Raw genomic sequence first — 24,382 nt, forward strand, 5'->3', positions numbered from 1 at the left:
TGCGCGGGGGCGGGCCGCCGGCCGGATCAGCCCGTCTTGAGGCCGTCGAGCACCTCGAGCGCCAGCTCGTACTTGCCGAGGGGCGGCATCAGGTAGGCCCCCTGCACCCGGTCGCGCACCGAGAAGAGCATCTCGCGGGCGATCTTCACCCCCTCCTTGCGCGCCTCGGGGCCGGCCGGCACCTTGCGCATGCGCTCGCGGATCTCCTCCGGGATCTGCATGCCGGGCACCTCGTTGTGGAGGAACTCGGCGTTCTTGTGGCTGACCAGCGGCAGCACGCCGACGAGCACCGGCATCCCCAGGTGCTCGATGCGCCGCAGCACCTTCTCGAGCAGATCCTGGTGGAAGATCGGCTGGGTCATGATGATGTCGGCCCCCGCCGCGCGCTTTCGTTCCAGACGCGCGATCTCCTTGTCGAGGTCCTGGGCGCCGGGCTCGAGCCCCGTGGCGAGCAGGAACGACGTCTTGCCGCCCGGGATCGGCTTGCCGGCCGGGTCGAGGCCGCGGTTCATCGTGCTCGCCATGTGGAGCAGCCCGATGGAGTCGAGATCGTAGACGGCGGTCGCCTCCGGGTAGTCGCCGACCTTCGGCGGATCGCCCGTGATGATGACGAGGTTCTTGATGCCGATCGCGTGGGCGCCGAGCAGGTGCGCCATCTGGCCGATGAGGTTCCGGTCGCGGCCGCAGACGTGCAGGATCGGCTCGATGCCGTAGCGCTGGACCAGGAGCGAGCAGAATGCGAGGTTCGTCATCCGCGCCGTGGCGCGCGGGCCGTCGGCGACGTTCACGACGTCGACGCCGCTGTCGATGAGCATCTTCGCGGCGCTCAGCGCGCTCTCGGGGTTCAGGCCAGGCGCCGGGTTCACCTCGACGGAGACCACGAACTTGCCGGCGGCGATCTTCGCCGCGAGGGGGCTGCGCTCGCCGAGCGGCGTGGGCTCGAGCCCCGTGGGCGCGTCCATCGTGATCTGCGGGCGCGCGGCGGCCTCGGGCGCGGCGCCGCCCCGGAGCATGCGGGCCGACTTGGCCATCCACCGGACGTGCTCCGGCGTGGTCCCGCAGCAGCCGCCGATCATCGCCGCGCCGGCCTGGATCATGCGGCGGGCGAAGACGTCGAAGTACTCGGGCGTCGCCATGTAGAGCTGGCGGCCGTCGACCGTGCGCGGCAGGCCCGCGTTCGGCTGCACGCAGAGCGGGAGCCCCGCGGTCGCCATCCGCTCCGCCATCGCGAGCGACAGCTGCGGGCCGTCGCCGCAGTTGACGCCGAGCAGGTCGACCCCCCAGTCCCGCAGCGTCCGCGCGACGCGCTCCGGCTCGCTGCCGTCCGCCGCGACGCCGCTCGTGTCGAACGTCATCGACGCGAGGACCGGGAGCCCCGGCGCCGCCGCCCGCGCCGCGTCGATGGCGAGCTTGATCTCGTCAAGGTGGCGAAATGTTTCAAGGATCAGGAGGTCCGCGCCGCCCTCGGCGAGCGCGCCGGCCTGCTCGGCGAACGTGGCGGCCGCGGCGGCGAGGTCGTCGCGCGTGGCGACGCCGGGCACGAGCCCCGTCGGGCCGATCGAGCCGGCGACGTACGCGTCGCCGCCCGCGATCTCGCGCGCGAGGCGCGCGCCCGCGAGGTTGAAGTTGCGCACCTCGTTGACGAGCCCGTACCGCTCGAGCCGGAACCTGTTCGCGCCGAAGGTGTTCGTCTCGATGACGTTCGCGCCCGCCGCGACGTACTCGGCGTGGATCTTCTTCACGAGATCGGGGCGCGCGACGTTGAGCTGCTCGAAGTTCTGGGTGACGAACACCCCGCGCTCGTAGAGCAGCGAGCCCATGGCGCCGTCGAACACGAGGGTCGAACGCCGGAGAGCGTCGAGGAACGGGGCCTCTGGTCTCGTGCGGGACATGGGTCGCATCGTAGGGGCGCTCCGGCTTCTCAGGAAGGGGGGGCGCGACGCGGTTGACGGCGCGGCGCGGATCTCGGTAGGCAGTTCTCGAGATGAGCACGCACCGATGGCTTCGCGCATTCGCCCTGGCGGTCTCCGCCGCTGCTCCGCTCCTCGCCGCCCCCACGGCGGCGCACGCCTGGGATCCGGTGGTGCACCGCTCGGACGCCGGCGTGGATCTCTACCTGTGGAGCGCCCGCTTCTACGGCACGTCGCTCGCCGCCGTCCCCTTCGTGCAGTTCGAGCCGACGCCGAACCTGTTCATCAACCTGAAGTTCCCGCTGGCGCTCTCGTTCGACGGCCCGGGGGACGCCGAAGATCTCGACCGCCAGTCGCGCGCCGCGCTCGGCAACCCGACGTTCACGCTCTACTATTCGGACGCGGGCCGCAAGCTCACCTGGTACGCGGGCGGCCGCGCCGGGCTGCCGCTCGGCGCGATCGACGGCCTCGACTGGCATGTGGCCAGGGGCTACAGCGCGATGGCGATGGCCTGGTACGACCTGCACCTCTGGTCGGCGAACTCGCTCCCGATCGGCGGCCTGGGCGGCATCGAGTACCGCTTCGGAAGGTCGTTCGTGCTCCGGGCGGGCGGGGATCTCACGTTCTTCGTCCCGGTGGGGGACGGCGTCCGGCGCGGCTTCATCGACGACTCCGACGATCTCGAGGCGGTGTTCCAGGCGAAGGTCGAGCCCGAGCTCCAGAGCCGCTCCGGCTTCGGCGGCGGCGTCGCGCTCCAGACGGTGTGGGTGCCGTCGTCGATCTACAACGACCGGGGGCAGGTCTCGCTGCTGCCGTACTTCGTGTACGACAGCCAGAAGACCTTCTTCATGCGGGCCGGCCTGCTCCTCGCGCTGGACGAGCCGCTCGGGCCCGCGTTCGACAGGGACCGGGTCGCGTCCCTCTATCTGCAGTTCGGCGGGCACATCGACTAGTGCGCCGCGCGGTTCGAGAGAGCGAGAGATGAGCCGGACATGACCCGTCGCCGCGCCATCGCCTGGGGCGCCGCCGCCGTCGCCCTGCTGGCCCTCGTGCTCGTCTGGCGCAAGCTCAACCAGTTCCCGCCGGACACGACGCCCGAGGGCGCCTACCTCCGCATCGCGTACAACATCGGCGTCAGCGATACGCGCGCGTGCTTCCCGTACCTCGAGGACCGGGCGCAGCACGCGGCGTACACCATCCGCGACTACCGGCGGAAGGCGAGCGAGCGGATCGAGGCGAGCTACCCGGAGCCGGAGCGCGCGCGCCTGCTGGAGCAGTACCGCGCGCACGCGATGGCCGAGGACGGGGCGGACGTGTGGGTCGACATGGCCACGAAGCAGGGCTTCATCGCGCGCCTCCGTCGCGACCTGTCCGGCATCGGGAAGGTGGAGGTGACGGGCGAGCGGGCCACCGTCGAGACGGCGCGCGGCACGCGGTACCCGTTCCGGCGGCGCGACAACGGCATCTGGGGGCTCACGCTGTTCACCGCGGACCTCGTGGCCGAGGCCGAGCGGGCCGCGCGGGACTGGGACGTCGTGGAGAAGGCAGCGCTCGATTACGAGCGCGGGCGGTGAGGGGGTCAGCGGACGAGCCGGCCGATCGCGTGGGGCCGCGCGCCGGATTGCGGGAAGTACGCGGAGCCCGACGTGAGGCTCCAGCTGTACCCGGTGAGGTCCCCGGCGTTCGCCCGGCCCGGGGAGACGGCGTAAAGACGCATGGTGCCCCTGCCCGCCCCGCCGTCCGTGCTCCCGCCGCGGCAGGGCCTTGTCGGATCGGCCGGCACCCATCGCGTGTCTCCCGTGCTCGTGTCCGTGGTGCACCCGTGGGCGGTGCTCGTCGAGTCGATGACCCGGAGCGAATACTGGGTCGTGCCGGGGACGACGGGCTCGACGGCCGCGATGGCGGTCGGGGACGCGTCGACGATCGCCGTGTGCCCCGAGCCGCCGTCCGTGTAGTTGATGACCAGCAGATCGCCAGGCAGGATGTCGCTGATCTTCGAGATCCGCTTGAAGTGGTTCCCGGCCACGACCTGACCGTACAGGTTCGTGGAGGTCGGGCTCGTGGAGCCCCACCAGCCGCGGAGGATCGAGGTCGTCAGCGTGGGATCCTCATGCAAGAGGGACAGGGTGAACAGCGACGCGCCCTGCGTGGTCCCCGTGAAGCTCGCCCAATCGATGCTGCTCGGCGTCCCGAACCTGTTGGTGTCGACGCTGTCGAGCACGAACGGCACGTCGGCGGCATGTTCGACGAAAGCGCGGGCTCCCACGAGGTGAGCAGGCGGACCCTCTTGCAGCTTGATGACATGCGCAGCGCCGGCGCTGTTGCCGCGAACGCCGTCGGCCCACGTGCCGGCAATCAGCGTGTCTCCCGAGAGCGCCACACGAACCTCCCACCTGCTCCATGTGGAACTATCGACCGTGGCCTGCGGCGTCCATGCGCCGCCGATCCTGGCGAAGACCCTCGGTCCCTGTTCGCCGTCGTCACTTCCGAGGATCAACCTGTCCCCGGACACGGCGACGCTGGTGTTGCGAAACCAGCCCCCCCAGCCAGGAGCATCGACATCGCTGGAGTACAGCATGGCTTGCTGGGTCCACGCGCCCTCGCTGCGCGCGAAGACCACGGCGGCCAGCCTGTCAGGGCCATACTCATTGTAGACGATGGTGCCCACCGCCAGCGTCTCCGAGCTCAACGAGAGCGAGCCGCCGAACCTGTAGTGCGGTGTCGCTCCGACCGGCGGGTAGAGAACGGCCTGTTCGGACCAGGTGTCGCCGGCGCGGGTAAACACGTAGACTCGACACGATGGTCTCGCTGGACCGTCGTCGCAGTCGCTGCCCATGACCGCGGTGTCGCCGTGCAGGGCGACGGCGTAGCCTTGGTTCCGGGTGTTGTGGCTGGGCGCGAGCTTGGCCTGCTGTGCCCACGCGGCGCCGCTCCGGACGAAGATGGACGCGCCGCCTGGACCATAACGGTCGGGGGCCCCGACCATGATCGTGTTGCCCGATATGGCGACGGCATATCCGAACCGAACGTCGCCGCCTCCGTCGTCCTGTGAGGCGAGCTTTTGCTGCTCGTGCCAGGCGCCGCCGCTGCGCGCGAACACGTACACGGCGCGGCGATCCATTGAACGAGTGCTGTTTCCGACGACGATCGTATCTCCATCGATGGCCACGGAAACGCCGAAGAAATCTCCCTGCTGGCCGTCGCTGGGTGTGAGCACGGCCGCCTGGGACCACGACGCGCCGTCGCGCACGAACACGTAAGCTGCTTCCGCGCCCATGGCGCCGACCACCGCCGTGTTCCCCGAGATGGCCACGGACGACCCGAAATAGTCGTCGCTCGAGGCGTCGCTGGCGTAGAGCGCTTGTTGCTCCGTGGCGATGAGCGGGTCGACCTCCAGCGGATAGGTCGCGCCTGTGTCGTCCACCACGATCGAGAGCTTCGCGTCGCTCAGCTTGATCTCTGCCGGAAGCACGCTCCCGCGCGCGTCCTGGACGACGAGATCGGCGTACCGCAGCACGGCCGCGCCGGACTCGTCCACCAGCGCCACCGACTGGCCGTCCGCCGATAGTTCCGGCGAGAGATCGCCCCCGAGCGCGATCTCGAGCTCCACCTTGCCCTCGCCCTCGCGGCGGCATGGAGGCGCCGAGTCCAGGGAGAAGCCCTGCTCCAGCCCGAGGGGGCCGTTCAGGTACCACTCCGTGACGCTCAGGCCCGCGGACCGGGCTCGATGCCGTAGCTCGACGCGGTTGTTCGTCCCGCGTGGTTCGGCCGCGACGTCCAGGGGGACGAGCGCCCCCTCGCAGCCATAACGCGCGAGCTTCATCGTGAGTCGCCCCGCCCTCTCCGAGCTCTCCCGGGTCACGGCGACGCCGGCCGAGGTGAACTCGGAGATGAAGCCGTGCGCCGGATTCAGAGCGCTCACCCCAGCGCGCACGGCCGACGCGTCGAGGTTTACATTGTAGTCAGAAGGCGCCTGTCTCTGAATGCTCGCGATGAACGCCGCGCGGTGCTCTGCGGACGCGGCGTCCGGTCCCTGCTGCTCGTGAGGCCCTGCTTCCTCGGCGCTGTCCGTGCTCGCTGGATCGACCTCCGCGCTGCACGACGTGACGGCGGTGATGCAAAACAAGAGTGCATGAATGGATGTTCGATGACGCGGCATGTGGCTCTCCCTGTCGGTGATAGACCCTGACGGACCGGCGGCGTGTGCGGCGCCGGAGCCAATGACCCGAAATTGGATTGGAAGGCGGTCCACAGCGGCTCGCTGCCGTCGAGCGCCTTGCGGAGCGCGCCAGCGCACGAGCACACGCGGATCGTTAGGTCACGCGAAGGACGGTCTCGTCCTTATTCGCCGTTGTCATCGTCCTCTTCGGTTTCGCGCGTGTCAAGGAGGGCGAGCCTCGATGACGTTGAGTCGGGGCGCTGTATCGATAGGTCGTGGTGTGAAGGTGGGTCCTTCAATGCGTGGATGTCAGACAGCTGCGGCACGGAATGCGGTCGAGGATGTCTTGATCGCGCTCATCGCAGTGGAGCCGCAGAAGGCCATGCGCTGCGGCGCCTCCGCGCGCGGCTCTCTCAGGTTTCATCCCGACGGCATTGGGCGACGCGCCGCGCGCGACGCCGGCTCACCCGGTCGCGATCCGCCCGAGCGCCTCGTCGGCCGACAGCAGCACCTGCTCCCACTCGTCCAGCGCGTTGGGCCAGTGCGGCGAGAAGCGCAGCACGCCGTCCGGGATCGCGCAGGCGATCCCGAGGCGGGTGAGCTCGCGGTACAGCTCGACCACCGAGGCGCCGCCCGGCGGCCTCACCCCGAGCGAGCAGCCCCGCAGCGCCGGATCTGCCGGCCGGAGGCTCTCCCAACCGCGCTCCCGGAGCGCCTCCTCGAGCGGGTCGAGGAACCGGTTCGCGTGCTCGTGGATCCGCTCGACCCCGATCTGCAGGATCAGGTCCACCGCCGCCTCCAGCCCCGCGAAGCCCGCGGCGTTGAGGTTGCCGCCCTCGACGAAGTCGGCGCGCTGCCGGATCGGCCGGTCGTACCGGAGCTTGCCCGGGCCCTGGAGCAGGAAGCTCACGGCGTCCTCGTGGCTCAGCCAGCCCGCCACAGCGGGCCGCAGCGACGGCAGGCGCTCGCGGCGGATGTACAGGAAGCCCGTGCCCTCCAGCCCCATCAGCCACTTGTGGCCGCCGCACGCGAGGTAATCGACCCCGGCCGCCTCGACGTCCACCGGCGTCGCGCCGATCGCCTGCACGGCGTCCACGCAGAGCTCGGCGCCGCGCGCGCGGCAGAGCGCGCCGATCTCCGCGAGCGGCATCCTGAGCCCCGTCTGGAACTGCACAGCGCTCACCGCGACGAGCCGCGCCCCGCGCTCGAGCTCGCCCTCCAGCCGCGCGAGGCCCGAGCCGCTGCCGTCCGCGAAGCCGCCGAGCGGCAGGAAGACGACCTCCAGGCCGAACATCTCGGCCGCGCGCTGCCACGGCGTCACGTTGGCCGGGAACTCCCCCTCGAAGAGGATCACCCGGTCGCGCGGCTGCCAGGGGAAGCACAGCGCGATGTCCGTGAGCCCGCGCGTCGTGCTCTGGACCAGCGCGATGTCGTCACCTGCCGTCGCGGCGCCGATGAGCCGGCCGAGCTTCTCCCGCAGGCGGAGCCGCTGCGCGTGCCACGCGGGGTACGCGGCCGCCCCCTGCGCGGCGTAGTCGTCGAGCAGCGCCGTCATCGCGAGGCGCACCGGCCGCGACGGCGGCGAGATCCCCGCGTGGTTCACGTAGACGAGCGGCGCGAGGTGAGGGAACAGCCCGCGATCGCCGAGCTTCGCGGTGAACGCCCGATCCCTATCGATTTCGGCGGTGTGTCGCATCGGCTGGCTTCCCCCGGCGCTCCCCGCGGACCTTGGCGAGGTAGCGCGGCGGCGCCCCCTTCCCGGCCGCCGGCGGCACGAGGCAGTGCGGCTTCGTGCCGATGAGATCCCCGCGGCCCGCCTTGATCAAGGCCTCCCGCGCCTCGTCGTGGTGCGCCGGGTCCCAGTAGAGGAGCAGCGCCTTCTGGAGCTTCTTCTCGCGCAGGTCCTTCGCCGTGTACACAGGCTCCCGCGTGAGCGGGTCGATCCCCGTGTGGTACATGCAGGCCGCCATCGACATCGGCGTCGGGATGAAGTCCTGCACCTGGCGCGGCCTCATGCCGCTCTTCTTCAGGTAGATCGCGAGATCGACCATGTCCCGCAGCGTCGAGCCGGGGTGCCCCGAGATGAAGTAGGGCACGAGGAACTGGTTCTTGCCGGCCTCCTCGCTCGCGCACCGGAACTGCTCGGCGAAGCGCTCGTAGCTCTCGATGCCCGGCTTCTTCATCTTGTCGAGCACGTCCTTCTTGTTGTGCTCCGGGGCGACCGAGAGCTGGCCGCCCGTGTGGTGCGCGGCGAGCTCCTCGATGAACTCGGGCGACCGCTCCGCGAGGTCGTAGCGCACGCCCGAGGCGATGAAGACCTTCTTGATCCCCTGCTCCTCGCGCACCGCCTTCATCAGCTTGAGCAGCGGGCCGTGGTCGGTGTTCAGGTTCTCGCAGACCTCCGGGAAGACGCACGAGAGCCGCCGGCAGGCGTTCTCGATCGCCTCGTCCTTGCACCGCATCTGGTACATGTTCGCCGTCGGCCCGCCGAGGTCGCTGAGCACGCCGCGGAAGCCGTCCATGCGCCGCAGCGCCCGCACCTCGCGCAGGATGCTGTCGGCCGAGCGCGACTGGATCACCCGGCCCTCGTGCTCGGTGATCGAGCAGAACGTGCAGCCGCCGAAGCAGCCGCGCATCGTGACGACCGAGTGCTTCACCGTCTCGTACGCGGGGATGGGCGCGTCGTACGACCAGTGCGGCACCCGCGTGAACGGCAGGTCGTAGAGCGCGTCCATCTGGCCCGTCTCCAGCGGGAACGCGGGCGGGTTGAAGTACACCGCCTCGGCGCCGTGCGCCTGGAGCAGCGGGCGGGCGTTGCCGGGGTTCGTCTCGAACTGGAAGGCGCGTGACATCTCCGCGAAGGCGCCCTTGTCCGCGGCGACCTGCTCGTAGCTCGGGAGGATCACCGCCTTGCCGTCGGCGACGTAGCGGGAGCCCTCGATCTGCTCCCACTCGCCCTTGCGCAGGGGGACGGCGGTGCCCCTGACGTCGCGGATCGACCGGACGGGCTCGCCGCGCCGGAGGCGATCGGCGACCTCCCAGACGGCCTTCTCGCCCATGCCGAAGATGAGCATGTCGGCCTTGGCGTCGAGCAGGACCGAGCGGCGGACCTGGTCGGACCAGTAGTCGTAGTGGGCGATGCGCCGGAGCGACGCCTCGATGCCGCCGAGGACGATGGGGACGCCGGGGAACGCCTGCCGGCAGAGGTTCGCGTAGACGATCGAGGCCCGGTTGGGGCGGAGGCCCACCTGCCCGCCCGGCGAGTACTGGTCCTCGCTGCGCACCTTCTTCTGCGCGGTGAGCTTGTTCAGCATCGAGTCGAGGTTGCCGGCGGTGACCCCGACCATGAGCCGGGGCACCCCCATCCGCAGGAGGTCGCTCGTGTCCTGGTAGCCGGGCTGCGAGACGATGCCGACCCGGAAGCCGCGCCCCTCGAGGAAGCGGCCGATGATCGCGGCGCCGAACGCCGGGTGGTCGACGTAGGCGTCGCCGTTGACGAGCAGGATGTCGAGCGCGTCCCAGCCCCGGGCGCGCATCTCCTCCCGGGTCGTCGGCAGGAAGGCGGTCAGGTCCCGGGGGGCGGCGCCGGCGCTTCGGCGGAGCTGGGTGAGGGGCACGGCGCCGTCACCCTACGGGCCGGAAGAGCGGGCGGCAAGGGGGCGGCCCCGGCGGGGGGCGAGGGGGGCGAGGGGGACGGCGTGACGGCGTGACGGCGCCGGGAAGCCCCGCGGGGCCGCGGCCGAGGCCGGCGCGCGGGGGGCCGGCGGGAGGGCGCAGCCCGCGTTTTCCCCGGAGAAACGCACAAATTGCACGATACCCGGCCAGCAGGTCACGGCTTCTGCTCACCGGCGCACCGGATCTCCGGACGCGACATGAGGGCTGCGCGCACCCCCGCGGGGAGCCGCGCGCTCCACTCGGCGTCAGCCGCTGGCGAGGTCGTCAAAAAACGCTTCAAAACAAGGGGTTTTGGCGCGCGGGGGAGGGTTCCAAAACGACCCGGAAAGAGGGTTCGTAAAAATAATATGTGGAATCACGATCAGATGATGCCCTCCGCGCCAAACATCTCAGCTTCGCTGTGGTGCACGAGGTGGGCGTTCCCTTCCTTCGGGGGCTGCTCCAGGGCTTCGGCGTGGGGGCGAACGATCGCGAGGACGTGGTGCACGACGTCCTCCTCGCCGCTTACCGCAACCTGGAGACCTTCGACGCGAGCCGCCTGCTGCGCGCGTTGCAGGGGCGGCGCGACGAGGACGACTTCTTCGAGGACGACTTCGAGGACGAGGACCATGAGCCGGTGCCGCTCAGCGAGGTGCTCCCGTGGATCGGGGAGGGGCAGCCGCAGCCGCGGCGGGTCTGGGACTCGCTCTACCGGTGGCTCTACGGGATCGCGTGGCGGCAGGTCAGCCACTACCGCGACCGGGCGTATCGGCGCCGCGAGATCCCGGACGGCCTGCGGCTCATCGCCATCATCTCTGCCGGCGTCGACCGCCGGTCCCCTCTGGAGCAGCGGCTGGAGGCGATGGAGCGGGCCGAGGTGATCGACGCGCTGCTCGCCAGCCTCGACCCGCAGCGGCGGGTCATGCTGGTGATGCACGACATGCTGGAGATCCCGGTCGTGGACATCGCCCGGGAGCTCCAGATCAACGAGAACACGGGGCAGAACCGGCTACGGCTGGCCCGGGAGGACTTCCGGGCGGCGGTGAAGCGGCTCGACCCGGAGCAGCGGAACGCGCTGCGCCTCGGCGACAGGCCGTTCGCCGCCGAGGCGACGACGCGCCGCCGGCCGGCCCCCCGGCGGCGCAGGCGGGGGACCTGAGCCGGCGCAGCGCGCCCTCGCCGCTCGTCAATAGGGGCACGCCAGCACCTCCGGCGCGCTCAGGCCATCGGTGCGCACGTCCGAGATGACGTTCTCTTCCGGATGGGAGAGCACCTGGGCGCCGGCCGGACCCGACAGCCAGCATTGCTGCTGGATGGATCGCGACTGCATCCCGCGCCAGGGCTCGCAGCGGGCCACCGCACCGCCGTGGATCGTGACGTCGCTGGCCTCTATCCTGATACCGGGATAGGCGCCCGACGTGAAGCGCAGGGCATTGTCGAAGACGAGCAGGTTCTCCAGGGTCACATCCTCTACCCGCGTCGAGGTCGCGGGCAGCGTCGTCCGCGAGCTCACGAGCACGCCGTAGAGCGCGTTGCCCCAGGACCAGACGTCCAAGAACTCCACGCCGGCGCCAGCCTGCAGGTGGACGCCATGGCCCCCGTTGTAAGCGAACTTGACCCTCTTGATCAGGATCCCCTTCGGACGCTCGTTCTCGAGGGGGCTCGCGAGCACGACGCCGGAGCCGCCATTGTGATGAAAGTAGCTGTCCTTGACCACGACGTTGTACGGCACCGGGCTCGGGATCCCGGGCCCAGGGGAGATCTGGGTGGAGATCCAGAGGCCATGCCCGCCGCTGACCGTGGTGGAGCCGTCGCCGGGATGGATCATGTTGTGGTGCACGTGGCAATTGCGCACGGTCACGTTGGCGGTGACGATCTTGATCCCGCTGGCGCTGACCGGGCCGTCGATGTTCCTGATCTCGCAGTTCTCCACGAGGATGGGCGGCGTGTCGTGGTACCCGGCGATGGAGGACAGGTAGATGCCGCTCTTCGAGAAGCCATCCACGAGCACGTTGCGGATGACGCCCCCGGAGCCCCAGGTGAAGCCGATGCCCTCCAGGTTGCTCGGCTTGCAGGAAGGTAGCTGGGGAACGAGGGGCGAGTACCGCAGGATGACGTTCTCCACCTTGCAGTCCGAGCAGGTGTTCAGCTGGATGCCGCTGTTCGCCTTCGTGCGTGGCCCCTCCGTGATCGCGATCTGCAGATTGCGGATCCAGAGCCCCTGGACCGCGCTGATGATGGTCCCGTCCGGCTTGACGACCCTGGTGACCTGGATGGCCCCGGGGTACTGCTCCGGATTGCAGGGGATCGCCACGAGGGTCGCGGTGTTGGGATCGCCCGGGGGGGCCTCGGGAGAGAGCTCCGGTCCCTCCAGGGTGAGCGCGTCATGGTGGGGCCGCAGCGGGGTGCGCAGCACGTAACGGCCGGCAGCGGAGGCCACGGTGCGCCTGCTGGCGCTCAGCGACGCCGCGCACTCGATGGCCGTCGCGATGCCCGGGCTGTCGTCGACGTTCGTGCTGCGGTCGACGGACGCGTCGGCGGAGAAGGGCCATTCCGCCGGCCTCGCCAGGTAGGGCAGGACGTCGACCACGCCGTCCGGGTCGACGGAGCCTGGCAGGCAGCAGCCTGCCCCGTCGCAAGCATTCAGGTCCTCGTGCAGCGTCCTCGTCCCCGGGCAAACGCGGCTTTCGGGGCAGAAAGGCCCCGTGCAGAGCGGCGATTGCGTGGCGTAACCGGGGCAAGCGATGCCGGTCGTCTGGTCTGCGAGGAAGGGCGGCTCGGTGTAGGGCAGATCGAGGCTGCAGAACCCCTGGGAGGACACGGCGCGCTCCTCCGGAGGAGGGTAATATCCCCAGCCCGCCTCGGAGCGGGCGGTGCTTTCCGCGGGCGGCGCCGCTCCGGCTGGAGCGGAGGCGAGCGCGAGCAGGACTCCGATCCAGATCTGCACAAACCGCTGATCCAATACCACACATACCTCCTCTCGGACGAGGGTCGATCCGTCGCTGTCAGTCACCACCAGGAGCAAGGAGCGAGCGCAGAAGTCGAGCGGAGCACCGCTGTGCCAGGGAGAGGCTCACCTCTCCGGGGTAGGCGCGACGCGAGCACACAGACGTTCCTCCGCGTCCGGCCTGAGCGATCTTGATGAGCGGGCCGCTGCGCCGCGCGCGGCGCAGCGGCCCGCCCTGGCGCGCGCGGAGAGGGCACGTCAACGCCAGGGACGCTCGGGGCCGGGGCGCGCTGGCTCGCGGTCGACGGCTAGAGCGGCAAACGGGTTGAAATCGCCAGCAAAGAGCAGGATTTCAAACCGCCAAGGCGCCAAGGACGCCAGGAGAGTGTTCTGTTCTTGGCGTCCTTGGCGCCTTGGCGGCTCACTTCTCGCTCGATCAACGTGATCAGTGTTCTAGCGAGGCTGTCCGTGACAGTTACTTTCGAGAGCGAATTGCCCGTCGCGCTGAACGCGCCGAAGGCACCGTCGCACATGCCCGCGGGGATGTGGTCGCGCCCACGATATGCCATGTGACTTGTCGTGCTGAACGCCTCTGCGCAAGCGCCGTGTCCGAGCGCTTCGCGGCGTCCCGCCGAGGGCGATCGGGGGAGGAGAGCCCGCGACGGCCGGGCGAGTTTCGTGAAGGACGGGCGCGCGCCCCTGCGCGTTGTCACTCGTAGTGGACCGACTCCGCCGCGTTGTTCCGCCCCGCGCTCCGCGCGGGATAGAGCGACGCGAAGAGCGCCACCGCCGTCGCGCCGAGCGCCGTGAACAGGCCGTACTCCGGCGGGATGCTGAGCTCGACCTCGAAGGTCGACACCGTGCGCAGCGCGCCGAGCGCCGCGGAGCCGAGAGGGATCCCGAGCAGCACGGCCAGCGCGCCGCCGAGCGCGCCCACCAGCGCGCCCTCCATCAGGACCATCCGGCGGACCTGCCCCGCCGTCATGCCGAGCACGCGGTGCAGCGCGAGCTCCCGGCGCCGCGCGTGCAGCGCCAGGACCATCTGGTTCGCCACGCCGATCGCCGCGAGCACGGTCGTGAAGCCGAGGATCATGTCGAAGATCACGAAGTCGCGGCCCGTCGCTTTCCGGCGGACGGCCTCGATCTCGGCCCCCGTCTGCATCCGGACGTCGCGCGCGCGCGGCACGTCGGCGAGGAGCTCGGCCCAGGGCGGCGTCGCAGGCCCGCCCCGCGCCGCAGCGGCGCCCGTCACCGGATCGGCGATCGCCACCGTGTGGCCGATCGCGGTCGCGTACGGGGAGATGACCGGGAAGTCGGACGCGTCGATGACCGCGTACGTGCGCAGGTTGCGGTACGCGCCGGCCGCGTGGACGTAGCCGAGCTCGTCCGTGATGCCGACGATCTCGAGGCGGCGCGTGCCGGCGCGGCCGCCCACCTCGAGCAGGTCGCCGGGGCCGACGCCGAAGCGGCGGGCCATCATCGTGGAGACGAGCGCCTTGCCCGGGCCGAAGCGGCGGGCGAGCGCGATCGACTCGGCGCGGCCCGTGGCCTCGGCGAGCGCGAGGAGCTCGTCGGCGGGGACGGCGTAGGCGACGTTCGGCCACGGGGTGCGGCTCGAGAAGCGCGCCGCGACGAGGCGCTTCGGCAGGCGTCGGAGCAGGCGCTCGGCGTGGCCGAGCGGCTCGTCCGGGTAGAGGAACGCGTAGGGCGCGAGGGCGCGGCCGGCCCAGGCCGAGACCTCCTGCTTGAGCGCCGACGTGGCGATGTGCAGCGCGAGCAGGAGGGCGAACACCATCATCACGCCGCCGACGCTCCAGGCGAGCTCGTGGCCGCTGTGCTCGACCCGGCGCCGCAAGAGCAGCCGCTCGGCGGCCCAGCGGCGCGGCGCGAGGCGCACGGCGAGCGCGCCGAGGCGCGCGACGAGGTCCGGGACGAAGACGATGGCGGCGAGGAACGCCGCGCACGCGAGGCCCGCCTCGAGCACGAAGAAGGCGAACAGCGGGACGGACTCCCGGAAGAACGGGCGCAGCAGGCCGTAGACGAGCACCATGAACGGCAGCGCGAGCAGCGTGACGCCGCGCATGCGCCGCCGCTGCTCGGCCCCGCCCTCGACGAAGCGCGGGCGCAGGGCGCGCGCGATGTCGAGGCGGAGCGCGTCGCGCACCGGGCGCAGCACGCCGAGCAGCGCGGTCAGGGCGCCGGTGCCGGAGACGAGCAGCATCGCGCCCCAGGGCAGGACGATGGCGTCGAGCGGGATGCGCGCGCGGCCCGTCGTCGTGATGCCCGCCTTCGCGGCGAGGTACGCGAGCGGGATCGACCCGAGCAGGCCGAGCGCCGCGCCGCCCACGCCGAGCAGCAGCGCCTCGAGGACGAAGACCGCCGCGACCTGCGGCGGCAGCGCGCCGGCGCTGCGCAGGAGGGCGATCTCGCGGCGGCGGCGCTCGACGGCGACGTTGAAGGTGAAGAAGACGATGAGGGCGCCGACGAGGAACGCGGAGAGCGAGCCGAGGCGGATCGCGGACCGCATGATCTCGTAGTCCTCGTGGGTCTCCTCCTGGGCGTCCTCGGCGTCGATGGGCTGCCCGTCCGGGCGGAAGCCGCGCAGGGTGATGGTCTGATCGGTGAAGACGGGGAGGTCGGGGTTGGTGACGGCGCTCCTCGCCTCGACGGCGCGCGTCCCGACGTCGAGGATGAGGACGACGTTGACGGTGGCCGTGCCGAGGGCGACGCCGAGCACGGCGGCCATGGCGCCGAAGCGATCGGCGCGCAGGTTGCGCAGGGCGAGGATCCGGACGAGCGGCTGGAAGAGGGCGCGGAGGAGGAGCAGCATTCAGATGCCGAGCTCTTTCAGCCGATCGTGGACGGCGGCCGAGGTGACGGCGGGGCCCGCGAGGGCGGCGTCGTGAAGGAGCAGGCCGTCGCGCATGAAGACGACGCGGTGGGCGCGGGCGGCGTCCTCGGCGTTGTGCGTGACGAGGAGCATGGCGCTGCCGGCGTCGCGGAGGGCGTCGGCGAGCAGCGCCATGATGCGGCGGCCTGTCGCGACGTTGACGTTGCCTGTCGGCTCGTCGGCGAGCACGAGCGCGGGGCGGCGGACGAGGGCGCGGGCGATGGAGATGAGCTGCATCTCGCCGCCGGACATCTGCGAGGGCAGGTGCTCGGCGCGGGCGCGCATGCCGACGCGATCGAGCATGCGCGACGCGGCGTCGTGGTCGGGCGCGGCGCCGTCGATGAGGTAGGGGAGGATGATGTTCTCGTAGCCGGTGAGGGTCGGGACGAGGTTGAAGAACTGGTAGACGATCCCGACGCGGCGGCGGCGCAGGAGGGTCCGCCCGTGCTCGTCGAGGGCGGCCATGTCCTCGCCGAGCACGCGGATCTCGCCGCTGTCGGGCGACTCGAGGCCCGCGACGCACGAGAGCAGCGTGCTCTTGCCGACGCCGGAGGGGCCCATGATCGCGCACATCTCTCCGGCGTGGATGTCGAGGTCGACGCCGCGGAGCACCTCGATGGGCGTCGCGCCGAGCGCGTGGGACTTGTGGAGGTTGCGGACGCGGAGGACGGCCTCGTCGGAGGCGGGGGTCGAGGGGGTGCTCATGGGCGTGCGCGGTGCCGGGCTCATCCTGTGCTGAAACTTCGAATTAAGAATAACTTCATGCTGTTCGGCGGTGCGCGTTTCCCCTCGCACGGGAGGAACATTTCCTGAAGGACGGCCAGGGTGCGCGTGAGGGTCGCTTCATGCCTGCTACTGCCATTCGGTCTCGTCGAAGCGCGTCGGCGTCGGCGCGTTGAGCGTCGGGTCGACATCCTCGGTGCGCAACCGCTGAGCGGCTTCGGCCCAGCCGCTTCGACGGGACTTTTGTGCGGCGATGATGATGGTATTGCCACGCACCCGGAGCTCGACCTCCTCTGTCAAGCCTGCTTGCTCGATGAGGGGCTTCGGGAGCCGGACTCCCGTGGAGTTGCCGATGCGGACGAGGCGGGTTTTCATGGTCAGCCTACGTGATCACACGTACCTACCGAGGCAGGCGCCGTCAAGGCGCCCCGGACGGCGCCGTCCGTGAGTGGCCGGAGGACTCGCCGATCCGTCCAGGGAGCGCCGCTCGTGCAGGGCGAGGCGCGAGCGCTGCCTCTCGCGACGCCGACCTGAAGCATCCTTTCGAATCTTCGCGAAAATTCACAGGGAGACGGGGAGTGCAATCCCACCAATCGCCCCGTCTCCCTGTTCTTTTCTTTTTGCTAAAAATGCCAATGGAATGAGGGGATTCGTCAGGACGCCGTCAACATTCTTGTGTAGCTCGGGCATGCGCTCGGCGCGCCATGCCGGCGAGGTCGGGCACGAGCACGTCGACCTCCCCCGGCGCGTCCGGATCGGGGAAGTGGAGCTCGGGTTCGACAAGGATGCGCCAGCCTGCCGGTCGGGGCGGTGACCGGGGCAGGGCCACGACCGCGATCACCAAGGCGAGCCCGAGTGCGTGCGGGCTTCGCTGACCGGGAGATCTGGGAATGCGTCCAAGCGCTCAGGTGGTACGATCCAGAGCCTCGGTGACGCGCACTGGCACGCGCCCCGTCGAGCCTCTTAAGAATCATCTCGACAAGGATGTGAGGGTGTCGATGCAGGCGATCAAACAGATCATCGCGGCGCACGCATCAGAGATCGTCGAAACGTGGGCCAGCGAAGCGAACAGGGCAGCGGCGGCGCGGGGGCTGGCGAGCCCCGAGCTGACGAACATGATGCCCAAGTACGTGCGGACGCTCGCGCGCGGATGGGACGGGGAGGAAGTGCGCCGCGAGCGAGACGAGCTCATCGAGAGCCATCTGTCCTCACGCTTGCGTGCTGGCTTCAGCCTCGAGGAGGCGCTGGAAGAGTTCGCCATCCTCGGGCGTGCGATCGTGCGCACCTGGGCGATCGTAGGCGCCGAAGAGCAGCCGAGCCTGGAGGAGATCGATCGCCTCTTCGCCGAGATCCACGCCCGTTCCGTGTTCATAGCGCAAGCGTTCCGGCAACACCTCCAGGAGGACGAGCAAGCCGAGAAGCGCTACCTGCGGCTGCTCCATGACCCGTTCTTGCAGCCTTTCGGCGGAGAGGCGCCCCTGTCGTCGGGGCGTTTGAGGAAGGTCCTCGAGGTCGTCATGGAGTCGATGGACGCCGATACGGCTGCGCTGCTGTTGCACGACGTCAGGACCGGGAAGCTGGAGATGGTCGCCTCGGTGGGCCTGGCCGATGAGCCGTTCGTCGAGTACGTGCGAGCCGTCGACGCTTCGTCCTTCGCAGGCGCCGTCGCCTTGCAGGACTATGCGATGTCGATGCGCGACGTGGAGACCACGTTGCTCGACGTGCCGGATAGACTCCGGCACAGCGGCATCCACTCGCTGCTCGGCATCCGTCTCCCGCCGCAGCGTTCTCTCATGGGTGTCCTGTACATCGGCCTCCGTGAAAAGCGGACGTTCACCGCCCGTGAGACGCGGCGTATCGCGGCGGTCGGCGAGCGGCTCGCGCTCCACCTCGATAACGCCAGACTCTACACGGAGCTGCTCGATCAGCTCGGTGCCCTGCGCGTCGCGCGCGAGGTACGAAACCAGTTCGTCTCGGTCCTGGCGCACGATCTCCGCGGTCCGCTGTCGGCCGCGAGGATGGCTGCGACGCTGCTCGCCGCGCAGCCGGACGCGACCGGGCCGGGCATCGCGAAGCGGGTCGAGGTCGTCGTCCGCAACCTGGATCGGGCGGACCGCATGGTGACCGATCTGCTCGACGCCGATCGGATTCACGCCGGCCGGCGTCTCTCGGTCACGCTCGAGGAGTGCAACCTGAGCGAGATCGGCCGCGAGCTCGTCGATGAAATCGCGGCCGATCACCCTGGCCGCATCGTGCTGCATGCGGACGAGGGCGTCCGAGGGATCTGGGGTGCCTCGGAGCTGCGCCGCGCGCTCTGGAACCTGATTTCGAACGCGCTGAAGTACGGCGCGAAGGACGCGCCGATCACCGTCGCCGTCGCGAAGCAGCGGGACGGCGTCGAGGTGAGCGTGCACAACGAGGGCGCGCCGATCCCGCCGGAGGCGCAAGCGACGCTGTTCGATCCGTTCATGCGCGCCGCAGGCGAGCACCGCGCGCACGGATGGGGCCTCGGTCTGATGCTGGTACGCGCCTGCGCCGAAGCCCACGGCGGCAGCGTCCATGTGGACAGCGCTCCCGGTCGCGGCACGACGTTCACGATGCGGCTGCCAGCGGACGCGCGGCCGGCCCAAGGCTGGGCGTGAGGCGTTCTGCTCGTTTCCATCGGCCGCCTGGAACGGGCAACCAGCTACGCCGGCTCTCGGAAGGGGAGCCGGGGCGTGTCTTCGCCGAGCGAGCACAGGCGGGCCGGTCCTGTTTGCTGGATTCCTGAGCGGTTTCTCTGGATTCCGGGTGATTTTATCTGGTTCTTTGAGCTGATTCTCTGGATGTGGCTTCGGATGGTCTGGTTGCCAAAGCAGATTCTCTGGATGTGGCTTTCGACAGTCCAGGTACGAGAGCTGATTCTCTGGATGTGGCTTGCGCTTACTCGGAAATCTGAGATGTTTTTCTAGATTTCGTCGGGGTTTGTCTTGTTTTGGCCAGGACGTCTCGGTTCCCTGGTGCCAACGTCCGCGTCGCACCTCGCGGCGCCAGCCCGACAGCCGTCGGGCTGGCTCGCGTCGCCGGCATGAGCACCGGGGCGGTCAGGCGCTGCTGTATCCTGGGACGAACCCAGCGCGCCTGGTGATTGCAGGAGGGGACCCATGGGGGACAGCGGGAACACAGGGCTCGGCGCCCCCGAGCTCGCGTCGAACGAGGTGTTGAGAGCGGTCGCGGCGGGCGCCGCGACGCTCGCGCAGGGGGCGCACGGCGACGGCGTGCGCGCCCTGCAGGAGGCGCTCGGCGCGCTCGGCGACGCGATGAAGGCCGACGGCTCGTTCGGGCCGAAGACGCACGCCGCCATCGTCGCGCTGCAAGCCGCGGAGGGTTTGCCGCAGACGGGCATCGTGGACGCCGCGACGATCGCCGCCCTCGACAGGCGCATGGCGGCCCGGCGTGCGCCGTCGCTCGAAGAGGCCATGGCCAGGGCCGCGGGGCTCAGCCCGGAGGAGGCGGCGGCGCTCGGCCGCAAGCCGTCCGCGGTCCAGGCGGTCGCCGCGGCCTCGCGTACCGATCAGGGCTATTTCACGGACGCGAGCAGGCTCCCGCGCGTCGTGCCCGGGGCCGAGCCGGACCCGGACACGCCGCCGCCCGCCGTGGACTCGGTCGACGAAAGGCCCGCGACCGCCGCTGCCGGCGCGCTCGCCGCCGATCGGAGCGCGCGCCTCGACGAGGTCCGGCGCGCGTTACGGGGCGACGCGCGCGCGCTGGCCGCGCTCGACAGGCTGCTCGCCGCGGGCCGGCTGCACGCGGGGGCGCTGCTGCCGAACCTCGCGACCATGGCGGGCGTCCGGCGCGATGGCAGGCTCGTGCTCGAGGGCGGCATCGATCCGCACCTCGTGCTCGCGCAGGCGATCCGGCACGTGGACAACCCGCTGCGCGTCAAGCAGGGGGCGCGCCACGGCACCTGCGGCGCGGGAACGATGGAGTACGTCCTGCTGCGCGCCGATCCGGCCGAGTTCACGCGGATCCTCGACGGGATCACGCGGGAGGCGGGCGAAGTGACGCTCCGCTCCGGCCGCGTGCTCAGGATGCCGCGCAACGCGATCTCGCGCGACGCCTCGGGCCGCATCGACATCGACCGGATGTTCCAGTCGGCGCTGATGAACCACGCGACCTTGATGAGCTGGATCTTCGATTACGACAACCCCGAGGACAACGACTCGTTCTGGGCTGCTCTGGGGGGCGACTCGCGCGTCCCGCTCGGCAATTTCACGAGCCTGTTCCAGGACATCATGGGCGGCAGCTACACGAGCGTCTCGGCGCTGCTGCGCAGCGGGGCGTCTGTCGCTGAAGATGTCGCCGGGGCGCTGGGGCGCGGGGAGAAGGTGCCGGTTCTGCTGAAATGGGAAGGTGGCTACCACTGGGTCGCGGGCGAGAAGATCGAGCGTGGGGCGGACGGGTCGCCTGCATCGGTCATTCTGCGCAATCCTGCGGGGGCGGACAGCTGCCAGGGCGTCCCGCCCCGAGCGCCGCTGCCGGAGGGGTGTGGGCGGTTTCGGATGAAGTATGCCGATCTCGCGGCGCATATCCACGGCGCGACCATCAGGGGATGAACCGCGGGGGGAGGGGAGCGCCGCAGGTCGTGGAGTGGAGGCGGGCCCTTCGATGCAGGGATGATGTGTTGATCGGATGATGCGAGTGGGCGGGTTTCAACGGTTTTCGAGCGGGTCGAGGCCGATGTCGATGTCGCGATTGTGGGCGCCGCCCCCGCGATACTTTGGTCAGCCGGACGATTCCGTGACACTTCTGGCGGTGCCCTCGGCGCAAAGATGTGAGACAACGCTGGCCGCCCCTCCCCGACCCGAAGCAAACCCGACCAAACCTCCCGCGAGCAGCCCGCGCAAGGTGCTCGTCGCGATCCTAAGGCAGGCCATCGCCGCTGCCCATCCGACGAGCGACGTCGCCAAGGCCCAGATCGATGCGTGAACCCTATCGGAGCTTGTCAGCTTCCCGCAGGCGACGCCGTGGGAAGCGCCTGTCGTTTGTTTACTGACGCACTCGCATCATCACGGCGTGTGCGCGTGTCGGTAGCGTTGTGGCCGGCTGGTGCACCATCGACACGTCTGACATCTAGCGTCAACGAGTCTCATTCATTGGCATCCACCGACGCACGAAGACATGCACCCCTTGAACGCATTTTGCTCCAACACGGCTCCGCACTTGCTGGAGCATGCCACACGGCATTGCCTGCGTGCGGCATCCTTCCGCTGTCGCTCCTGTTCCGCCGCCGCTCGATCCATCGCCTCACGAGCCCTGACCGCGTCTTCTCGCTGGCGGCGCGATTCCTCTATTTCAGCTCGCCTCTCTTCAGCTTCACGCTCTGCCACGCGCTGCGCAATCTTGTCGTCAAGATTTTTGATTGCAGCTAATGCTTCGTGTCGATGACGTCCATCGGGAAAGTTGCTAATGTAGCTACGCACCCGGTCGCACTCGCGCTCGATAGCCAGTTCTAGACACGATTCGCTTGACGCGCGACGCCATGCATCGTCGTCGCGCAACTCTGCCAAGCGAGGTTCGGCGTCGGCTAAGATGCGCTTCCCCTCCGCTATTAGCGGATCTTTGTCATTCGTTTCGTCCGAAAGCCATTCGACCAAACGGTCGCAGTCCGACGCGCTTGTCGCCTTGCGGCAAGGACTGGCGTACGTTGAGTGCCATTTCTCGAAGGCGGCCTTCTCTTCGGCCTTCTGTTTTGCTGCGGCAATGCTGGCAAGTTTGGCTCTGTGCCTGGATACCAGCTGACCAAACGGCTTCATCTTCTGCGAACCGTTCAGTGACTCTATCAGCGGGACCAACTGGTCTCGCTGGATTTCATCCAGAGTTACCCGAAACTCGTCCCGCACGCTGTCAACAAGCTGCTCGTCTAGGCTGACGTCCAGCCTCGCTCTCACGGTGTAGCCCCCTAGGACTTTCCCGTTCCTCACCCACTGAAACACCCCAGACCACTTATTGATGGCCAGCGTTAAATTTATCGAAGCATCGCCTGTTTCGTCGACAATCCTGTAGCCAGATTCCTTGAGGATGTCGATGGCGAGCCGCTTGGCCATCTCGGCCGTCCCCGCCGCTTCCGGTGCACAGGCGTCCGTGTTGACGTCTAAGACGAATGTGTACTCGGACGAATTCCAAGTATGTCTTGGCGCATGGTCTGCTGCCCCGCATCCAGAGATCAGAAAGAGCGCCGTCAAGAAGGGGGCTGCCACGGCTCGATTAAGGCTTGTGCGCATAATCGATGACCGTGAAGTCGCATTTCTCAAAATCCAGGTATCCAGCCGAAGACTTGCATATGTTGACCGCACGACCCCCGTCCCACGGCGCCGTCACGACTCGAGTCTCATTCGACTTCACTGGACCGGTGCACATTGGCATCGAGTACAGACGGATGCCGGCCGCCTCCTTATTGAGCAGCAGCCCTTGCATGCACGCGACGATCGTGGAGTCCTCGAAGTTCGTGACGTAGCAGGTCGTCTCGCTGTTCGTGGCGTTGCACTCATGCCTGGTTTTTTTCAGCGACACTCGCCGTGGTTCTGCGCGAGCTAGATCTTCTGCCCTTCGGTCTGCTTCCGCCTTATCTCGGCGTTCTTGCTGGGCGAGTCGGGCCAGTTCTCGCTCCGAGTCCCGCTTGCTCAACACCGCGAAGATCACTGGAATCTCGATCGTCAAGACAGCTAGCAGAATGACGCCCACGATCGCGATCGCGCTGGTGCGAGGTGCGCCGGACGCGACCCCCGTTGCAGCTACCTGGCCGGCGTTCGCGGGCACGCGCGCGAGCGCCTCCGCGAACGGCCCATGGGACCCGATCAGCTTCCATTGCTCTTTACCCACTGGTCGCACCTTCGTCGTGGGTTTCATCCCGCGCCCGATCGCCTCGATCACCGCCTCCTCGGTGAACGGTCCGTGCTGTTCTTGCCCGTCGAAGAGCTCCCAATTGCCGGTTGACTCCATCTCCCCTGCCTCTCCCTGGAGGCGCAGCGTACCGTTTTGGAGCGTTCGATGTCCACTGCCGAACGTCGAGCGCCGGAGGCGCTGCGTCGCCAACTCACGCGTGCAATCGGAAAGGAGATGGTCGTCGCGCCAGCGCGCGTGGCGCTCGGACTTCGTCATTGGCCGGCGCATTCGCCGGGGCGTCGTCCGGCCCGGCTGTTCCGGTCCCGCGCTGGCCGTGTCCACCGTCGGTGCCATGGTGGTGGGCAGGTGCAGCCACCCACGTCGCGCCCAGGATCTCGAGGATCTCGCCGTCCCGCGCCTCCCGGGGCCTCGCCCTCGATCTCCACCACCCACCTCTCGTCCTCGCGTTCGAGGATGTATGCGGCGGGCTCGTCCTCGAAGGGCAGCACGACCATGCCGTCCGCCACCGACGGATCTCGCCCTAGCCGGGCCTGCGCGCGAGAGCGCTCGGCGCGGGCCCGTCCGTGAGAATGGAGCGCAAGGGCGCATCGCCGAACGCGACGGCATCCCCGTCCATGAGATCTGCTGTGCCGCCCACGCGAGCGCGACGCCGTTCACCAGCGTGCCGTTGCGGCTGCTGGCTGGCCCGCGACACGACCTGGCCGGGGCCGGGCACGGTCGCGTGCGAGCTCGGGAGTCGGCTGGTGGCCGAGGCGGTGCGACGGATCGGGCGGCGGGGGCACTGACAGGGGCAACAGGCATGGGCGGGCACGAGGAGAATGCCAGACGCGATGTGGGCTCGAGGTCGAGGCGGTGGTGTAGGCGATGTGGCGGTACGGTGTGGCGGGTACCGCTCAGCAGGTCGCGCGCCTCGACGGGCTCACGGGTGGATGGCGCCTGCTCCGCAGCCGCGCGGCGCGGAGCCACGAAGGCGACCTCCGGCGGCGGTAGCAGGTGTTTCTCCCATCAAGCCGTTTCTGCCGGCCGGGCGAGGAGCGGTGGGCTCCGCGGGCGCTGGTCGGGTAGCATCGTGTTGAGCATGGTCAGGAGCCTTCGATGCATAGATAAGTTGTTGAGTTAGCGTTGTTTTTCCAGGGGGAGCGGGATGATGGGATCGGGGCAGGTTTGCGCGGGGTTGAGGGGTCGAGTCCGACGTCAACCTGCCGATGGCGGGC

The 24,382-nt window shown here is 69.4% G+C and carries 16 protein-coding genes; 5 read left to right on the plus strand and 11 right to left on the minus strand.

Translation table 11 applies throughout. The annotated features are described in order from the left end of the window. Positions 1-26: 26 nt before the first annotated feature. Positions 27-1,892, minus strand: coding sequence for a bifunctional homocysteine S-methyltransferase/methylenetetrahydrofolate reductase (locus WMF19_RS48940; RefSeq protein ID WP_272096342.1), 1,866 nt, complete (start codon positions 1,890-1,892; stop codon positions 27-29). Positions 1,893-1,984: 92 nt separating this feature from the next. Here WMF19_RS48940 and WMF19_RS48945 point away from each other — a divergent pair, with 92 nt between their 5' ends. Continuing rightward, on the plus strand, positions 1,985-2,863 hold the full coding sequence (locus WMF19_RS48945; protein ID WP_437896626.1) for a hypothetical protein: 879 nt from the start codon (positions 1,985-1,987) through the stop codon (positions 2,861-2,863). A gap of 39 nt (positions 2,864-2,902) precedes the next feature. Then, the gene (locus WMF19_RS48950; protein WP_437896627.1) at positions 2,903-3,484 is read left to right on the plus strand and encodes a hypothetical protein; all 582 of its coding nucleotides are present in this window, start codon (positions 2,903-2,905) and stop codon (positions 3,482-3,484) included. A gap of 5 nt (positions 3,485-3,489) precedes the next feature. On the opposite strand, the gene WMF19_RS48955 is transcribed toward WMF19_RS48950, so the two are convergent. The 3 genes from WMF19_RS48955 to WMF19_RS48965 form a co-directional block, all read right to left on the minus strand. Then, entirely contained in the window at positions 3,490-6,069 is a 2,580-nt protein-coding gene (locus WMF19_RS48955) for an FG-GAP repeat protein (protein WP_437896628.1), read from the minus strand. Between the two features lie 463 nt (positions 6,070-6,532). Next, complete coding sequence (locus WMF19_RS48960; protein WP_437896629.1) at positions 6,533-7,765, minus strand: aminotransferase class V-fold PLP-dependent enzyme; 1,233 nt, start codon at positions 7,763-7,765, stop codon at positions 6,533-6,535. Then, entirely contained in the window at positions 7,740-9,686 is a 1,947-nt protein-coding gene (locus WMF19_RS48965) for a YgiQ family radical SAM protein (RefSeq protein WP_437896630.1), read from the minus strand. Before WMF19_RS48965 ends, WMF19_RS48960 begins: the two co-directional genes overlap by 26 nt. A gap of 470 nt (positions 9,687-10,156) precedes the next feature. Here WMF19_RS48965 and WMF19_RS48970 point away from each other — a divergent pair, with 470 nt between their 5' ends. Then, positions 10,157-10,882 (plus strand): RNA polymerase sigma factor, encoded by a 726-nt coding sequence (locus WMF19_RS48970; RefSeq protein WP_437896631.1) that lies wholly within the window; start codon positions 10,157-10,159, stop codon positions 10,880-10,882. Between the two features lie 27 nt (positions 10,883-10,909). On the opposite strand, the gene WMF19_RS48975 is transcribed toward WMF19_RS48970, so the two are convergent. The 5 genes from WMF19_RS48975 to WMF19_RS48995 all read right to left on the minus strand — a co-directional run bounded on the left by WMF19_RS48975 (position 10,910) and on the right by WMF19_RS48995 (position 16,658). Beyond that, on the minus strand, positions 10,910-12,691 hold the full coding sequence (locus tag WMF19_RS48975; RefSeq protein ID WP_437896632.1) for a right-handed parallel beta-helix repeat-containing protein: 1,782 nt from the start codon (positions 12,689-12,691) through the stop codon (positions 10,910-10,912). 287 nt (positions 12,692-12,978) lie between these two features. Beyond that, a complete protein-coding gene (locus tag WMF19_RS48980) occupies positions 12,979-13,239 on the minus strand; it encodes a hypothetical protein (protein ID WP_437896633.1) in 261 nt (86 codons plus the stop codon). Between the two features lie 140 nt (positions 13,240-13,379). Continuing rightward, positions 13,380-15,500: an FtsX-like permease family protein gene (locus tag WMF19_RS48985; protein ID WP_437896634.1), complete on the minus strand. Its 2,121-nt coding sequence runs from the start codon at positions 15,498-15,500 to the stop codon at positions 13,380-13,382. After that, the gene (locus tag WMF19_RS48990) at positions 15,501-16,265 is read right to left on the minus strand and encodes an ABC transporter ATP-binding protein (RefSeq protein ID WP_437896635.1); all 765 of its coding nucleotides are present in this window, start codon (positions 16,263-16,265) and stop codon (positions 15,501-15,503) included. 147 nt (positions 16,266-16,412) lie between these two features. Then, positions 16,413-16,658 (minus strand): AbrB/MazE/SpoVT family DNA-binding domain-containing protein, encoded by a 246-nt coding sequence (locus WMF19_RS48995; protein WP_437896636.1) that lies wholly within the window; start codon positions 16,656-16,658, stop codon positions 16,413-16,415. Between the two features lie 623 nt (positions 16,659-17,281). Here WMF19_RS48995 and WMF19_RS49000 point away from each other — a divergent pair. Both WMF19_RS49000 and WMF19_RS49005 read left to right on the plus strand, forming a co-directional pair. Next, positions 17,282-18,925 carry an ATP-binding protein gene (locus WMF19_RS49000; RefSeq protein ID WP_437896637.1) on the plus strand — a complete coding sequence of 548 codons (1,644 nt, stop codon included), beginning with the start codon at positions 17,282-17,284 and terminating at the stop codon, positions 18,923-18,925. 501 nt (positions 18,926-19,426) lie between these two features. Next, positions 19,427-20,878 carry a peptidoglycan-binding domain-containing protein gene (locus tag WMF19_RS49005; RefSeq protein WP_437896638.1) on the plus strand — a complete coding sequence of 484 codons (1,452 nt, stop codon included), beginning with the start codon at positions 19,427-19,429 and terminating at the stop codon, positions 20,876-20,878. A gap of 537 nt (positions 20,879-21,415) precedes the next feature. On the opposite strand, the gene WMF19_RS49010 is transcribed toward WMF19_RS49005, so the two are convergent. Together WMF19_RS49010 and WMF19_RS49015 are read right to left on the minus strand one after the other, a co-directional pair. After that, positions 21,416-22,369, minus strand: a complete 954-nt coding sequence (locus WMF19_RS49010; protein WP_437896639.1) for a hypothetical protein — start codon at positions 22,367-22,369, stop codon at positions 21,416-21,418. Between the two features lie 160 nt (positions 22,370-22,529). Next, complete coding sequence (locus tag WMF19_RS49015) at positions 22,530-23,423, minus strand: hypothetical protein (RefSeq protein ID WP_437896640.1); 894 nt, start codon at positions 23,421-23,423, stop codon at positions 22,530-22,532. Between the last annotated feature and the right edge of the window lie 959 nt (positions 23,424-24,382).

This window comes from Sorangium sp. So ce124, assembly GCF_051525235.1.
GTDB classification, from domain to species: Bacteria; Myxococcota_A; Polyangia; order Polyangiales; family Polyangiaceae; genus Sorangium; species Sorangium atrum.